Source organism: Methyloversatilis sp. MC4-4 (assembly GCF_049843555.1).
In the GTDB taxonomy this organism is placed as follows: domain Bacteria; phylum Pseudomonadota; class Gammaproteobacteria; order Burkholderiales; family Rhodocyclaceae; genus Methyloversatilis; species Methyloversatilis discipulorum_B.
Map to the genome: position 1 here is coordinate 488,097 of NZ_JBBHZK010000002.1, position 15,543 is coordinate 503,639.

Sequence of the window (15,543 nt, forward strand, 5' to 3'; positions counted from 1 at the left end):
GCGACCGGGCCGGCTTCCCCTATAATCCGCCCTCCCCCAACCGGCCGGATGCCGGAATTCTGGAGACGCACATGGGCTTTCTCGCCGGCAAGAAAATTCTGATCACCGGACTGCTGTCCAACCGTTCGATCGCCTACGGCATCGCCCAGGCCTGTCACCGCGAAGGCGCGGAACTGGCCTTCACCTACGTGAGCGACCGCTTCGTCGACCGCGTGGCCAAGATGGCCGCCGAATTCGGTTCCGACATCGTGCTGCCCTGTGACGTCAGCGACGACGCGCAGATCACCGGTCTGTTCGACGAACTGGCGAAGAAGTGGGACGGGCTGGATGGCCTGGTGCACTCCATCGCCTTCGCGCCCGGCGAAGCGCTGGACGGCGACTTCCTCGATGGTCTGTCGCGCGAAGCCTTCCGCACCGCGCACGAAGTAAGTGCCTACAGCTTCCCGGCGCTGGCCAAGGCCGCGCGCCCGATGATGCAGGGCCGCAATGGCGCGGTGCTGACGCTGTCCTACCTCGGCGCCGTGCGCGCACTGCCCAACTACAACGTGATGGGGCTGGCCAAGGCCAGCCTGGAGGCGTCGGTGCGCTACCTCGCCGCCAGCCTCGGCCCGCAGGGCATCCGCGCCAACGCTGTGTCGGCCGGCCCGATCAAGACGCTGGCCGCCTCCGGCATCGGCAACTTCGGCAAGCTGCTGGCTTACAACGAAAAGAACGCGCCGCTGCGCCGCAACGTGACCATCCAGGAAGTCGGCAACGTCGCCGCCTTCCTGCTGTCCGACCTCGCCAGCGGCGTGACCGGCGAAGTCACCTATGTAGACGCCGGCTTCAGCCAGACTGCGCTGACCGCGGTGGATTGATCCGTTCGCTGCGGCCGGACGGCCGCAGCGTCACATCCCGCCTGTATCCTTCTTGCATCCGGGGGCAATCGCCCCCATGTTAGACCGGGTCAAACCGGTCACTGGAGGCAGGAAATGCGCAAGTTGTGGATGTCTTTGCTCGCTCTTCTCACCGTCACGCTGCTGTCCGGCTGCGGCTACAACACGCTGCAGTCGGGTGACGAACAGGTCAAGGCCGCCTGGGCCGAGGTGCTGAACCAGTACCAGCGCCGTGCCGACCTGATTCCCAATCTCGTCAATACCGTCAAGGGTTTCGCCGAGCAGGAGAAGGAAGTGCTCACCCGCGTGACCGAAGCGCGCTCGCGCGTCGGCGCCATCCAGGCGACACCGGAACTGCTGAACGATCCGCAGGCCTTCGAACGATTCCAGGCCGCCCAGGGTGAACTGTCGGGCGCGCTGTCGCGCCTGCTGGTGGTGACCGAGAACTACCCGGACCTGAAGTCGGACGCCAATTTCCGCGACCTGCAGGCGCAGCTCGAAGGCACCGAGAACCGCATCGCCGTCGCCCGCAACCGCTACATCAAGGCGGTGCAGGACTACAACGTGACGGTGCGTTCCTTCCCCACCAACCTGACCGCGATGATGTTCGGCCATCAGGTGAAGCCGGGTTTCACGGTCGAGAACGAGGCGGCAATATCGCGTCCGCCCACGGTCGATTTCGGCGGTGCGGCACCGAAGCCGGCGCAGTAAATAGATGAACTGGATGCGTGCCCTGCGCGCCGGTCTCGGCGCGCTGCTCCTCGTCGCCACCAGCGCCTTCGCGCAGCTCGCGGTGCCGCCGGTCGCCCGTGTGAGCGACCAGACGGCGACGCTGAGCGGTGCCGACATCGCCGCGCTGGAGCGCACGCTGCAGGAATTCGAACAGCGCAAGGGCAGCCAGATCGCGGTGCTGGTCGTGCCGACGACGGCGCCGGAGACGGTCGAGCAGTACGCACTGCGCGTGGCCGAAACCTGGAAGCTGGGGCGCAAGGGTGTCGATGACGGCGCCCTGCTGCTGGTGGCCAAGGACGACCGCGCGCTGCGCATCGAGGTCGGCTACGGGCTGGAGGGTGCGCTGACCGACATCACGGCCAAGCGCATCGTGTCCGACGTGATCGTGCCCTACTTCCGTCAGGGCGATTTCGCCGGCGGCATCCGCGCCGGCGTGGATCGCATGATCGGCGTCATCGACGGCGAACCGCTGCCTGAACCGTCGCGCGCCACGGCGGGCGGTGAAGGCGGTATCGAACAGTACGCGCCCATGCTTTTCATCGTCGCACTGGGCCTCGGCGGCGTCCTGCGTGCCATGCTGGGTCGGTTGCCGGGCGCGCTGGCGACCGGCGGTGTGGTCGGCTTCATCGCCTGGATCGTGGTCGGGCTGCTGCCGATCGCCCTTGTCGCCGGCGTCGTCGCACTGTTGATCACGCTGTTCGGCGGCGGTCGCGGCATCGGCGGCTTCGGTGGCGGCGGTGGTTTCGGTCACGGCGGCGGAGGCGGCTTCGGCGGCGGTGGCGGTGGATTCGGTGGCGGCGGCGCCTCGGGACGGTGGTGACATGATCGGACGTTTCTTCAGACACCTGTTCGCCCTGCCCTGGGCGCTGCGCCGCGCGTTGCCGGCGCGTACGCTGGAGGCGATCGAGCTGGCGATCGAGGCAAGCGAAGCGCGCCATGCCGGCGAACTGCGCTTCGTCGTCGAGAACGCACTGCATCCGCTCGCCGTGCTGCGCGGCCAGAGCGGGCGCGAGCGCGCGATCGAGGTGTTCTCGGCACTGCGTGTGTGGGACACCGAACACAACAGCGGCGTGCTCATCTACCTGCTGATGGCGGATCACGACATCGAAATCGTGGTCGACCGCGGCGTGCGCGCCCGCGTGCTGGACGCACACTGGGCGGCCTTGTGCACCGAACTGGAAGCGCGTTTCCGCCGCGGCGAGTTCCACGACGGCGCGCTGCATTGCGTGCAGGCGATCACCGCGACGCTGGCGCAGCACTTTCCGGGCGCTGGCACAAAGAAGAACGAACTGCCGGACCGCGTACTTGTCCTGTAAGGTCCGGGGCCGCAGCCTGAGGGCCCCTGCGCGGAGAGCGTCTTGCTGAAGTTTTTCGAAACACGGATCGATCCCTACCCCGCCGGCCAGCCGCCGACGCCACCGCACGACCTGTTTGCCTTCCTCTGGTCATGCACGCAGGGCATGCGCGGCTACATTGCGGTGATGACGCTGTGCACCGCGCTGATCGGCGTGTTCGAGGCGCTGCTCTTCGCCATGCTGGGCGACATCGTTGACTGGCTGGGCAAGATCGAGCCGGCCCGTCTGTGGGTGCAGGAGGGCGACACGCTGCTGCTGCTCGCGGGCATCCTGATCGCCAGCCCGCTGGTGATCGCGCTGCAGACCCTGATCAAGCACCAGGCGCTGGCCGGCAGCTTTCCGATGCGGCTGCGCTGGAATTTCCACCGCCACATGCTCGGCCAGAGCATGAGCTTCTACCAGGACGAATTCGCCGGCCGCGTCGCCGCCAAGGTGATGCAGACCGCGCTGGCGGTGCGCGACACCTGGATGATCGTGGCCGACATTCTGGTGTTCATCATCATCTACTTCGTCACCATGGTGACCGTGGTAGGCGGCTTCGACCTCGCGCTGCTGCTGCCCTTCGGCGGCTGGCTCGCGCTGTATGTGTGCGCGATGGTGTATTTCGTGCCGCGTCTGGGCAAGGTGGCGCAGTCGCAGGCCGACGCGCGCTCGCTGATGACCGGTCGCATCACCGACGCCTATACCAATATCGCGACGGTGAAGCTGTTCTCGCACACCGACCGCGAATCGGATTACGCACGCGAGGCGATGCGCGAGTTCATGCGCCCGGTCAACGCGCAGTTCCGGCTGGTCACCGGCTTCGAGGTGGTGAACCACATCCTGAGCATGGCACTGATCGCATCGACCGCCGGCATGACCCTGTGGCTGTGGATGCAGGGTCAGGTCGGCGTCGGCGCGGTGGCGGCGGCAACGGCGATGGCACTGCGGCTGAACGGCATTTCACACTGGGTCATGTGGGAACTGGCGTCGCTGTTCGAACAGGTGGGCACCGTGCGCGACGGCATCAATACGCTGTCGCGCGCGCAATCGGTGGTAGACCGGCCCGATGCGCAGCCGCTGCACGTCACGCGCGGCGACATCCGCATCGAGGACGTCACCTTCAACTACGAAAAGCCGCGCAACCAGGACGGCGGCGCGGTCATCGACCGGCTGACGCTGCACATCCGCCCGGGCGAAAAGATTGGTGTGGTCGGCCGCTCGGGTGCCGGCAAGACTACGCTGATCAACCTGCTGCTGCGCTTCCACGACCTGCCGTCCGGCCGCATCCTGATTGACGGGCAGGACATCGCGAGCGCCACCCAGGACAGCCTGCGCGCGCAGATCGGCATGGTGACCCAGGACACCTCGCTGCTGCACCGCTCGGTGCGCGACAACATCCTGTACGGCCGGCCAGACGCGACCGACGCCGACATGATCGCAGCCGCCAGGCGCGCCGAGGCGCACGACTTCATCATGGGTCTGGTCGACCCGAAGGGCCGCCGCGGTTACGACGCCCATGTCGGCGAGCGCGGCGTAAAACTGTCCGGCGGTCAGCGCCAGCGCATCGCCATCGCCCGCGTGATGCTGAAGGACGCGCCCATCCTGCTGCTCGACGAAGCGACCAGCGCGCTCGACTCCGAGGTCGAGGCGGCCATCCAGACCAGCCTTTACCGTCTGATGGAGGGCAAGACCGTGGTGGCGATCGCCCACCGTCTGTCGACCATCGCAGCGATGGACAGGCTGATCGTGATGGACCGCGGTCGCGTCGTCGAAGAAGGCGACCACCGCAGCCTGCTGGCCTGCGGCGGGCTCTACGCCCGGCTGTGGGCGCACCAGAGCGGCGGTTTCCTCGGGGCCGAGGTGGACGCCGCGGTGGTCGAAGACCCGGCGCAGCCGGTCGAAGTCTGAATCAGGCGGCGCGGCGGTCAGCGAAGGCGATCACCTCGGCCCGCCGACGCCGCTCGATGCGCGGCGGCACCGCCTGCAGCGTCGCACCGTCGTTGTCCGCATTGCCGCCTGCCGCCTGCCATGCGACGGCCGCGGAGAGCTGGGTTTCCCACGAGATGAGGTAGAACTGCCCGTGCTCGATCAGTTCGAGCGGCGGGATGAATTCGGATTCGAGTGCGTTCGGCAGAAACGGCAGATCGGCGATACGTGACATGGACCATCCCCTTCGTTGTGGATGTCTGAACTCCAACAATGCAAGCAGCATGACACGGTTGCTTGACGGAAAGATTTCAGTCTAGGAAGTCGACGCGGGGATTTCCTGTCGCAGTGCAACGAAAACATCGATCGCGGGAACCGGTCCCGGGACTGCGCGCTGCCGGCTGCAGATCCGGGGCACTCCCTGTGGGGCGCGGCCTTGGCCGCGACGCGGCCTCTGCTGTCCGCAGGCTTCGATCAAGGCAGCTGTCGGGGTCAGAAGACCCCTCCCACAGAACCCGGTTCCGCCGGCAGGTCGCGCGCACCCCCTGTGGGAGCGGCCTCTGCTGTCCGCGAACTTCGCTTCAGGCCGCCATCGCGAGCAAGCTCGCTCCCACAAAAGCCCGGCCGCGGCGGCTGCGGTCTGCGGGCTTGAATTCAGGCCGCTCTCGCGGTCGCCGAGCCGCGCATACCAAACAGCGACGCCGGGCGAAAAAAAGCCCTGCACGATGGCAGGGCCTCTTTCGTCCGCCGACCGCCCGACTGCGCGGCCGGATCGGCTGCTTACTTCACGCGGTTCTTGTATTCGCCGGTGCGGGTGTCGATTTCGATCTTGTCGCCGATATCGCAGAACAGCGGCACCGCCACTTCGTAGCCGGTGTTGATCTTGGCAGGCTTGAGCACCTTGCCCGAGGTGTCGCCCTTGACGCCCGGCTCGGTGTAGATGATTTCACGCACCACCGAATTCGGCAGTTCGACCGAGATGGCACGACCTTCGTAGAACACGACTTCGCAGGCCATGCCGTCTTCGATGTAGTTCAGTGCGTCGCCCATGTTCTCGGCTTCGACTTCGTACTGGTTGTAGTCGGCATCCATGAAGGTGTAAAGCGGATCGGCGAAGTACGAGTAGGTGACTTCGCGGCGCTCCAGGATGACCACGTCGAACTTGTCGTCGGCCTTGTAGACCGTCTCCTGACCGGAGCCGGTCAGCAGATTCTTCATCTTCATCTTGACGACGGCGGCGTTGCGGCCCGACTTGTTGTATTCGGCCTTGAGCACGACCATGGCGTCGTTGCCAATTTTCACGACGTTGCCGGCGCGCAGTTCCTGAGCGGTTTTCATGCAGTGTTCCTGTGGGGGTTGAGGCCGCCATGCGAACCTTTGCAACCCCTGTTGCAACGCCCGTCGCGGCAAACCCGGCATTATATAGGTGTCTGATTAAACAACACAAGCTGGGTTGCGAGGTCGTCTGTAGCCGCGAGCCGAGTCGCCCAGTCCTGCGCGTGTGCCGTCAGCAGCGGCAGGTCGGCAAGCGCGGCCAGCCAGTCGGCCGACGCGATCGCCGCCCCCCCGCTCCAGCCGTGATGCAGCGCGCGCAAGCGTGCTGCAGGCGCCGGGTCGAGGCCGGCCGAGTAGCGGTCGAGAAAGGCATCGAGCTTGGGCAGATGCGCCCCGTCGTCCTGCGGATAGATGTGCCACAGCAGTGGACGGGCCGCCCACTGCGCGCGGACGAAGGAATCCTCGCCACGCACGATGTTCAGGTCGCAGAGCCAGAGCAGCGCGTCGTAGTCGTCCTGGTCCATGAAGGGCAATGCGCAGATCCGCAGCGCACCGTGCCGGATATCGTCGCCGCCCACCAGTGGTCTCGCCAGCACGCCGGCCAGCGCGATCAGCGCCCTGCCCTCCGGCACCCAGAGCTGGGTCGGCTGAGCGCGTGCAGTCAGTGCATCGACCAGGGTCGAGATCGCCGGGCTTTCATAGCTGAACAGCGATACCTGGAGCGCTCCGCGCTGTGGCCGCATGCCGACGCGCGCCCAGGTTGCCTGCTGCAGCGCCACATCCGCGCGCCAGACATCGCGTCGGGCGAACAGGTCGCGCTCGCGCAACAGGCCGCCGGTGCGCGCGCTGAAACCGGGGAAGAAGAAGTGCTTGGTCAGGCCGGTCGCCGGGTCCTGCGAGGCGAGGCCGTGACAGCCGTCCGCCCATTCCTCGGCGGTCAGGTATTCGAGATTGATCCAGCGCGGCGGCACGGCCAGCGCCGCCATCGCCGCGACGAAGGTCGGCGGCAGATGGCAGGCGAAGGCTTCGATGACGCAGTGTGCGGGTTCGCAGTCGGGCAGCTCATCGGTCCAGTGCCTCACCTCGACGCCCGGCTCGTCGGCGCCCTGTGGCTTGATCCGCGCCAGCGCCTGTGGCGCGTCCATCCAAAGCCTTACCGTCCAGCCGTGCTCGCGCGCCAGCGCGCGAGCGAGGCGCCAGCACACGCCGGCATCGCCGAAGTTGTCGACGACACGGCAGAACAGATCGCAATCCGGGCGTGGCCGGTGCTGCATCAGTGAGGAATCTTCACAAAGAGGGTGCGACATGCCTTCAAGTCCGCGAGTCAAACGTCGTAATCAGCAGAGCAGCAGCGATCAACCACCGTCAAACAGTATCAGGAGTCCCGACATGTCCATGCCGCGCCCGACGTCCGAAACACTGGGTTTTCGCCATCATCGCCGTCCGCTGAAGTCGGACGAGCGCATTCCCGCCATGCCGAGCCTGCTCGACCAGATCGCGCAGATCAACGCGATGACGATGGTGGCCGAGGCCGATGGCGACGCCGACAACGACAGCTGGCCGGACGCCGACGGCGACGAGGACGACGACGGAAGCTGAGGCCCGCCGGTGAGCGCCCTGCGCAGCTTGCAGACAGACACACGCTTCATGGCGCCACCTCTTCAGTAGGCGGCGCGCGGAGCCGTTAACAGGTCATCGTCCACAGGACCTGACACATGCGCGACGCGTCGAACGCCACCCTGGAGGGCTGGGTCGCTTTCATGAGCGACAAGCCGCTGCCGGTACTTGCCCGCACCACCCGCGAACTGGCCCAGTTGCGGGAGACCGAAAACACGGTCAGCGCCCGCACCATCGCCCAGGTCATCCTGCACGACCCGCTGATGACGCTGCGCGTGCTCGCCTTCATCGAAGCGAAGCGCGGCCGCAGCCAGCATACCGACATCACGACGATAGAACGGGCGCTGATGATGATAGGCATCACGCCCTTCTTCAATCATTTCGAGTCGCTCCCGACGCTGGAGGAGCACCTGCACGCACACCCGCAGGCACTTCTCGGCGTCATGCGCGTGATCGCGCGGGCGCGCAAGGCGTCGGGCTGGGCTCGCGAGTGGGCACTGATGCGCCACGACATCGACGTCGACGAGATCACCGTCGCCACGCTGCTTCACGACGTGGCGGAAATCCTCTGCTGGGTGTTCGCGCCGAAGCTGTCGCTGAAGCTGCGCGACCTGCTGCGCGCCAATCCGACGATGCGCACGGCGGCCGCGCAGAAGGTGGTGTTCAACGTCACTTCGCACGATCTGCAGGTGGCGCTGGCCAAGGCCTGGCGACTGCCGGCGCTGCTGGTCGAACTGATGGGCGGCTCCGCCCACCCGTCGCCGCGCGTACGCAACGTGCAGTACGCGGTCAATCTGGCCCGTCACAGCGCCAAGGGCTGGGACGACCCGGCGCTGCCGGACGACTTCAAGGATATCGAGGAGCTGTTGCGGATCAGCCACGAAACGCTGCTCGGCCGCCTGGGTCTGCCGATGGACGGCTCGCCGCCGCCGACGCTCCCCGATCACGCCGCCCCGGACGCCGACTGATACCGCCGGAACGACAAAGGCCACCCGCGGGTGGCCTTTGTCGTTCCGGTGCGGCGTGCTGCAGACGCGGCGATCAGCCCCGACGGCGACGCAGCAGGCCTGCGCCGGCCAGCGCAGCGGCGATCAGCGCCAGCGAACCGGGCTCGGGCACATTGATGTCCGTACGCGCCTGGGTGCCGATGAACAGCTTCTCGTCACCGCCGTTCAGCGCGTACCGGTCGAAACAGTTGCCGACGTCCTGGTTCTGACGCGGCGCTTCCCGCACGGTACCGAAGCCCTCCTCGCTGCCACAGCCGAGGCGATAGTCGACATGGATCGCGTAGTCGCTCAGGTCGCCGCCGAGCAGGCTGGCGATCAGTGCGTCGAGCTCTGTCATCACGATGGCGTAGGCAGCGCGGTCACCGCCCAGGTTGTGCTCGACCTTGCGGTCATAGGGACCGGCGCAATCGACGATGACTTCACCGCCGGGCACCGTTGCCAGACAGACCGGACCACCGGAGCGCACGAAATCGGCGAGCACCGGTTCGACGCGACCTGCTTCGGTCAGCGCGCCGGGCGCGGTGTACAGGTCGGAGCCGCCGAGAATGATGCCGGAGCCACCCGAGCCATCGAAGGTCGGCAGACCGCCGTAAACCGACACGCCATCCTGGTCGAAGTCATTGCTCAGGTCGAAGCGGCCGAGGATGGTGCCGGTGCTGATCTGCGACACCTCGACGCGCATCCACGCCGCCAGACTGGCGCGGTCCTCGCCGGAGCCGATTTCGTTGTTGGCGAAGAAGAACACCAGCGAGTTCTCGTCGAAGTTGAGTTCGGAGTTGAGCGCAGACAGGCTGGCATCCCACCAGCCGGAGCGATCCCAGCTGCCGTCGAGCACACCGGCCAGACTGTTGGGTTCGTTTGCGGCCGTGGTGCGGAAGCCCTCGGTGGTGTTCGCCTGAGGGGTGTCGAAGGCGTCGTCGACACCGGGCGTACCATTGCTGGTCTGGCCGTCGGCGCCGAGGCCCAGCTTGGTAAAGATGTCGATCTGGCCCGGCCCGGCCATCACTTCGAGACCGGAAATCGGCAACGAATAGGAACGGGCATCGCCGTAGGTGACCCAACCGACGTTCTCGAGATCGACGGTGGGGGCGGCGTGTGCGGCACTGATGCCGGCAAGGGCCGCAGTCAGTGCGGCGCGACGAACCTTCTTGCGGAAGGGGATGGCCATGATCTGTCTCCTGAATTCTTGTCACGACACAAGGGAAATCTTCCCGAGTTGTCATCAGCTGTGTAGCAAGTCACATTCCAGAAAAACAGGGTGTTACACAAAACTGAAATATATGAAGTTTTTTACCTATCCCGGATAGCACCGTTGGACAGCTCACGCGCTGTAAATAAATCCGACAGAACGCGGGTTCAGCGACGCGACTCCAGTTCTTCCCAGCGCAGCATGGCAGCGTCGATTTCGGCCGCCAGCGCGCCCAGGCGGGTGGACACGCCGGCCGCTTCGGGACCGGCCAGTGCGCCGCTCGACAACCGTGCGGTCAGTGTGGCCTGTTCGTCCTCCAGCGCAGCGATACGGTCGGGCAGGCTGTCCAGTTCCTTCTGTTCCTTGAAGCTGAGCTTGCTCTTCGGCGCCGCGGCCGGCTTGTCGGCCTTGACCGGCGAAGCCGCGGGCGCTGGCGGCGCTGATTTTGCCGGCGTGGCGGCGGGCGACGCCGGCGCGGCCGGGCGCTGGGCAATCCAGTCGCTGTAGCCGCCGACATATTCGCGCCAGCGACCGTCACCTTCGTAGGCGATGGTCTGCGTCACGACGGCGTCGAGGAAGGCGCGGTCGTGCGACACCAGCAGCACCGTGCCGTCGTAGTCCTGCAGCAGCTGTTCGAGCAGGTCCAGCGTTTCCATGTCGAGGTCGTTGGTCGGCTCGTCCAGCACCAGCACGTTGGCCGGTCGCGCGAACAACCGCGCCAGCAGCAGCCGGTTGCGCTCGCCGCCGGACAGCGACTCGACCTTGGCGCGCGCGCGCTGAGGCGGGAACAGGAAGTCGCCGAGATAGCCGATCACGTGCGTGCGCTTGCCGCCGATCTCGACAAAATCCGAACCCGGGCTGATCACCTCGGCCAGCGTGGCCGATTCGTCGAGCTGGGTGCGGAACTGGTCGAAGTAGGCGACCTGGATGCGGCTGCCGGTGCGCACACGCCCTTCGTCCGCCTCCAGCTGACCGAGGATGAGCTTGAGCAGCGTGGTCTTGCCAGCGCCGTTCGGGCCGATCAGGCCCACCTTGTCGCCACGCACGATGCGGGTCGAGAAGTCGCGAACGATGGGGCGATCGCCGTAGCGCTTGCTCACGCCCTCCAGTTCCGCCACCAGTTCGCCGGACGCTTCGCCGCGATCCAGCCCGATGCGGGCGCGTCCCATCTGTTCGCGCCGCGCCTCGCGCCGTGCGCGCAGTTCGTCGAGCCGCTTTACACGGAACTGGGCCCGCGTGCGGCGCGCCTCGACGCCCTTGCGTATCCACACCTCCTCCTGCGCCAGCAGCTTGTCGGCCCGTGCCGATTCCAGCGCCTCGGCCGCCAGTTCGTCGGCCTTGCGCGCGACGTATTGCGCGTAGCGGCCGGGGTAGCTGCGCAGCAGGCCGCGGTCCAGTTCGATGATCCGGGTGGCAAAGCTGTCGAGGAAGCGCCGGTCGTGCGTGATGACCAGGCTGGCGCCGCGGAAATCGTTGAGCAGCGCTTCCAGCCAGGCGATGCCGTCGAGGTCGAGGTGGTTGGTCGGTTCGTCCAGCAGCAGCATGTCCGGCTCGGCGACCAGCGCGCGCGCCAGCGCCACGCGCTTGAGCATGCCGCCGGACAGCGATTCCACGGTCGCGTCGCCCGGCAGGTTGAGCCGCACCAGCGCCTGTTCGATGCGCTGCTCGAAACGCCAGGCCTGGTGGTGCTCCAGCGCGTCCTGCAGTTCAGCCATGCGGTCGAGCTTGCTCTCGTCGCCGTGCGCGACCGCCTCGGCCACGTCGTGGTAATCGATCAGCAGTTGCGACAGATCGCCCAGTCCCTGCGCGATGGCGTCGAACACGCGGGCGCCGGCGCCGAACTGCGGCTCCTGCGCGACGTAGGCGATCTTCGTGCCGGGCTGACGCCAGACCGTGCCGTCGTCCAGCGCAGCATCGCCGGCGAGGATCTTGAGCAGGCTGGACTTGCCGGTGCCGTTGCGGCCGATCAGCGCCAGCCGCTCGCCCGGTTCGACCACCAGTGCGGTGTGGTCCAGCAGTGGCAGGTCGCCGAAGGCAAGGCAGGCATTGTCGAGGGTGATCAGCGGCATGGTGGGCGACGTGCAGGGGCGGTTCGGAGGCGGGCGCGCAGTATACGCCCTGCCCCGGCGGTGACTCAGCCCACGCGCGGCACCGCTTGCGGCCGGCAGGCGAACAGCGAGCCGCCCAGCGCCGCCTGCAGCAGACCGAATACGCCGTAGATCAGCGCCACGGCGACCGCCTGCGCGGCCGGCACACCGAAGACGGCGAGCACCGCCGCCGCCGCCGCTTCACGCGTACCCCAGCCGCCGACGCTGACCGGCAGCGCCGCCATCAGGAAGATCGGCGCCGCTGCCGTCGCCCACACAGCCGGCGACAGGTCGAGTCCGAGCGCCCGACCGCCCGCGGCGAGCGCGGCAATCGACAGCGCCTGCACGACGAGCGAGGCGACGATCTGCAGCGCGTACTGCTGCAGCACCCGCGGACGCCGCAGTCGCGACTGCAGGCGCGCCAGCGCGGCGAGCGCGCGAGCGCCGCTGATAGGCCACGCAATCACGAGCAGTGGCGCGGTGAGCAGCAGCACGGCCGCCACCGCGCACGACAGGTCGATCCAGACAGACGGCAGCGGCAATGGGAGTGCGATGGAGGATGCAGCGAACGGCAATGCGCCGGCACCGAGTGCCAGCAGCACCCACAGGCCGCTGACGCGGTCCAGCAGCACCGACAGGCCGGCGTCGAGTGTCGGCAGGCCGGCCTGACGCAGCGCCAGCGCGCGATACAGATCGCCGCCGACGACGGCCCCCGGCAGCAGTGCGTTCAGCGCCATTGCACGGAAGTAGGCGAGCAGCGCGAACGAGGGGCTGACGGCCGCACCGAGCCAGGCCGTGAGCGCACGCCAGCGCAGCGCGGAGGCTACGTTCGACAGCAGCGCCGCGACCAGGCCGAGCAGCAGCCAGTCGCGGTCGGCTTGCCGCAGCGTCGCGATCAGCGCAGCCGGTTCCGCCACGTGAATGACCGCAGCCAGCAGCCCGCCGGCTGCGGCGAGGCGCAGCGCGGCGCCGCGCGTCATCGCGCCTCCGGCTCCTGTGCGTGGTACTGCGGCCGGCCGCGGCCTTCGTGATAGATGCGGATGAGCAGTTCGCCGATCAGGCCGGCGACGATGAGCTGCACGCCCATCAGCAGCAGCATGACGCCGGCCATCAGCAGCGGCCGGCCGGCGATGTCGTGACCGAACAGCTTGAGCAGCCCCATCCAGCCGAGGATGGCGGCGCCCGGCGTGGCGAGCCACAGGCCGAGTGCGCCGAAGGCGTGCAGCGGACGCTGGCGGTAGCGCATGAAGAAGACGATGAGCACCAGATCGAGGATGACGCGGAAGGTGCGGTCGATGCCGTACTTCGATACCCCGCGCGTGCGCGCGTGATGGCGCACCGGCACTTCGGCGATGCGCGCACCGGCGTCGCGCGCCAGCGACGGGATGAAGCGGTGCAGCTCGCCATACAGCCGGATGCGGTCGATGATGTCGCGCCGGTAGGCCTTCAAAGCGCAGCCGTAGTCGTGCAGATGCACGCCGGTCGAGGCGGAAATGAGCTTGTTGGCGATGAGCGACGGCAGACGGCGTGACAGCGCCTTGTCCTGCCGCTGCTGGCGCCAGCCGGAAATCATGTCGACGTCGGGATCGGTGTCGAGGCGGTCGATCATCGCCGGAATGTCGAGCGGGTCGTTCTGCAGATCGCCGTCGAGCGTGACGACGTAGCGACCGCGCACGCGGTCGAAGCCGGCCTGCAGTGCGCTCGACTGACCGTAGTTGCGCACCAGCAGCACCGGCCGCAACCACGGGCGTTCGGCCACCAGCCGCGTCAGCAACGCGCCGCTGCCGTCGCGCGAGCCATCGTCGACGACGATCAGCTCGAAGCGGCGGCCGGTCGGGGCGAGTGCGGCGTGGATGCGATCGACCAGATCGCCGAGGTTGTCGAATTCGTTGAACACCGGCACGACGACGGACACTTCCGGCGCCTCGGCGGTGGCGCGTACCGGCAGCTCGGGCTGGGCGAATTCGAGAACCTGGGGCATGGGCGGACGATCCGGCATGAAGAGCCGTCATCGTGCAGCGCCGCGGTTAACGCCAAATTAAAGATGTGCGGCGACACTGCGACGCCATGAACGCCCCCCCATCCGCCCCGTCGCACCGCGCCCCGTGGCTGCTGCTCCTGCTCTATTTCGGCGCCCACATCGCGGCTCGCACGCTGGTGTCCGACGCGCTCGAACTGGACGAGGCCGAGCAGGCGCTGTGGACCCAGCAGCTGGCCGCCGGCTATGGCACGCAGCCGCCGCTGTATACGTGGCTGCAGTGGGCGGTGTTCCAGGTGGCGGGCGTATCGGTGCTGTCGCTGTCGCTGCTGAAGAACACGTTGCTCGCATCGACCTACGCCTTCGTCTGGCTGACCGCGCGCCGGCTGATGGCGCCACCGCTGGCGCTGTTGGCCGCGGCGTCCATGCTGCTGATTCCGCAGATCGGCTGGGAATCGCAGCGCGACCTGACGCATTCGGTGCTGGCCACCGCTGTCGCCGCCGCCACGCTGTACGTGGTCGTGCGACTGATCGAGAAGCCGCGCCCGGCGCTCTACCTCGCGCTCGGCCTGTGCGCAGCGCTCGGCCTGCTGTCCAAATACAGTTTCGCGGTCTATCTGGCCGCGCTCGGCCTGGCGGTCCTGCTGTCGCGCGACACGCGGCCGATGCTGCGCAGTCCGTGGCTGATCGCGGCGGCGCTGCTCGCGCTCGTGGTGCTCGCGCCGCACGTGCTGTGGCTGCTCGACAACTGGCAGCTGGCCAGCGCACGCACGCTGGAAAAGCTGGACGCCGCGCCCGGCCTGACCGGCGGCATCGTGCGCGGCCTGAGCAGCCTGGCCGGCGCCACGCTGGCCACACTGGCCGCACTCGCGCTCGCCTTCTCCGCGATCTTCGGCCGCGCCGCCTGGACGCCCGCCACCGCATCGCCACACTGCCGGCTGTGGGGCCGCTACCTGGGCGCGCTGACGCTGCTGATGCTGGCGCTGGTGGTGGTCGGGGGCGCCACCCATTTCAAGGGTCGCTGGCTGCAGCCGCTGCTGTTCATGGCGCCGCTCGCCTTCTTCTGCTGCCGACCGCATCTGTACGCACACCCGCACTTGAGCTGGCTGCGCGGCACGCTCATCGTGTTCGCGCTGCTCTACCTCTTCATGGCCAGCATGCGGCCGGTGTTCGACGGCTGGCGCAACCGGCCGGACGAACTGAACGAACCCGCGACCGAACTGGCGCTCGCGCTGCGCAGTGCCGGCTACGACGGTCGCGCCCCCATCGTCACCCACGACCCGGTGCTCGGCGGCGTGCTGCGCGTGCGCTTTCCGCAGGCGCGGGTCGTCGTATGGAAGGACGATGCGCCAGCGCCCCCGGCGCAATCGGGGGCGCATCTGCTGATCGGCCGCGGCGAAGCGGGCCGTGCGATGTTCGACCACAGCGGCACGACCACCTACGCCCTGCTCCGCCTGCGCTACCGCCACGCCCACCCCGGCCACCCGCCAATCGAATACCGCTACACCCTCGTCCGCTGA

15 protein-coding genes are annotated in these 15,543 nt (G+C 67.7%); 8 read left to right on the forward strand and 7 right to left on the reverse strand.

Annotation, left to right across the window (positions count from 1 at the left end; genetic code table 11):
- The first annotated feature begins 71 nt into the window (after positions 1-71).
- The 5 genes from fabI (at position 72) to WDZ97_RS09220 (ending at position 4,852) form a co-directional block, all read left to right on the forward strand.
- Positions 72-857 carry an enoyl-ACP reductase FabI gene (gene fabI / locus WDZ97_RS09200; protein WP_425762544.1) on the forward strand — a complete coding sequence of 262 codons (786 nt, stop codon included), beginning with the start codon at positions 72-74 and terminating at the stop codon, positions 855-857.
- Between the two features lie 114 nt (positions 858-971).
- Positions 972-1,586, forward strand: a complete 615-nt coding sequence (locus WDZ97_RS09205; RefSeq protein WP_304006804.1) for a LemA family protein — start codon at positions 972-974, stop codon at positions 1,584-1,586.
- 4 nt (positions 1,587-1,590) lie between these two features.
- The gene (locus tag WDZ97_RS09210) at positions 1,591-2,427 is read left to right on the forward strand and encodes a TPM domain-containing protein (protein WP_425762545.1); all 837 of its coding nucleotides are present in this window, start codon (positions 1,591-1,593) and stop codon (positions 2,425-2,427) included.
- Between the two features lies 1 nt (position 2,428).
- Positions 2,429-2,923 carry a TPM domain-containing protein gene (locus WDZ97_RS09215; RefSeq protein WP_425762546.1) on the forward strand — a complete coding sequence of 165 codons (495 nt, stop codon included), beginning with the start codon at positions 2,429-2,431 and terminating at the stop codon, positions 2,921-2,923.
- Between the two features lie 42 nt (positions 2,924-2,965).
- The gene (locus WDZ97_RS09220; protein WP_425762547.1) at positions 2,966-4,852 is read left to right on the forward strand and encodes an ABC transporter ATP-binding protein; all 1,887 of its coding nucleotides are present in this window, start codon (positions 2,966-2,968) and stop codon (positions 4,850-4,852) included.
- A gap of 1 nt (position 4,853) precedes the next feature.
- Here WDZ97_RS09220 and WDZ97_RS09225 read toward each other — a convergent pair whose 3' ends face one another.
- From WDZ97_RS09225 to earP, 3 genes are all read right to left on the reverse strand, one after another.
- Positions 4,854-5,105 (reverse strand): hypothetical protein, encoded by a 252-nt coding sequence (locus WDZ97_RS09225; protein ID WP_304006795.1) that lies wholly within the window; start codon positions 5,103-5,105, stop codon positions 4,854-4,856.
- Between the two features lie 545 nt (positions 5,106-5,650).
- Positions 5,651-6,208, reverse strand: coding sequence for an elongation factor P (gene efp / locus WDZ97_RS09230; protein WP_019918995.1), 558 nt, complete (start codon positions 6,206-6,208; stop codon positions 5,651-5,653).
- 80 nt (positions 6,209-6,288) lie between these two features.
- Entirely contained in the window at positions 6,289-7,452 is a 1,164-nt protein-coding gene (earP, locus tag WDZ97_RS09235) for an elongation factor P maturation arginine rhamnosyltransferase EarP (RefSeq protein ID WP_425762548.1), read from the reverse strand.
- 82 nt (positions 7,453-7,534) lie between these two features.
- Here earP and WDZ97_RS09240 point away from each other — a divergent pair, with 82 nt between their 5' ends.
- Both WDZ97_RS09240 and WDZ97_RS09245 read left to right on the forward strand, forming a co-directional pair.
- The gene (locus WDZ97_RS09240) at positions 7,535-7,744 is read left to right on the forward strand and encodes a hypothetical protein (protein ID WP_019918997.1); all 210 of its coding nucleotides are present in this window, start codon (positions 7,535-7,537) and stop codon (positions 7,742-7,744) included.
- Between the two features lie 116 nt (positions 7,745-7,860).
- A complete protein-coding gene (locus tag WDZ97_RS09245) occupies positions 7,861-8,730 on the forward strand; it encodes an HDOD domain-containing protein (RefSeq protein WP_304003717.1) in 870 nt (289 codons plus the stop codon).
- 73 nt (positions 8,731-8,803) lie between these two features.
- On the opposite strand, the gene WDZ97_RS09250 is transcribed toward WDZ97_RS09245, so the two are convergent.
- The 4 genes from WDZ97_RS09250 to WDZ97_RS09265 form a co-directional block, all read right to left on the reverse strand.
- Positions 8,804-9,937: a PEP-CTERM sorting domain-containing protein gene (locus tag WDZ97_RS09250; protein WP_425762549.1), complete on the reverse strand. Its 1,134-nt coding sequence runs from the start codon at positions 9,935-9,937 to the stop codon at positions 8,804-8,806.
- Between the two features lie 188 nt (positions 9,938-10,125).
- On the reverse strand, positions 10,126-12,027 hold the full coding sequence (locus tag WDZ97_RS09255; RefSeq protein WP_425762550.1) for an ATP-binding cassette domain-containing protein: 1,902 nt from the start codon (positions 12,025-12,027) through the stop codon (positions 10,126-10,128).
- A gap of 65 nt (positions 12,028-12,092) precedes the next feature.
- Complete coding sequence (locus tag WDZ97_RS09260) at positions 12,093-13,025, reverse strand: lysylphosphatidylglycerol synthase transmembrane domain-containing protein (protein ID WP_425762551.1); 933 nt, start codon at positions 13,023-13,025, stop codon at positions 12,093-12,095.
- On the reverse strand, positions 13,022-14,026 hold the full coding sequence (locus WDZ97_RS09265) for a glycosyltransferase family 2 protein (protein WP_425762552.1): 1,005 nt from the start codon (positions 14,024-14,026) through the stop codon (positions 13,022-13,024). Before WDZ97_RS09265 ends, WDZ97_RS09260 begins: the two co-directional genes overlap by 4 nt.
- Positions 14,027-14,112: 86 nt before the next feature.
- Between WDZ97_RS09265 and WDZ97_RS09270 the strand changes: the two genes are divergently transcribed.
- The gene (locus tag WDZ97_RS09270; protein WP_425762553.1) at positions 14,113-15,543 is read left to right on the forward strand and encodes a glycosyltransferase family 39 protein; all 1,431 of its coding nucleotides are present in this window, start codon (positions 14,113-14,115) and stop codon (positions 15,541-15,543) included.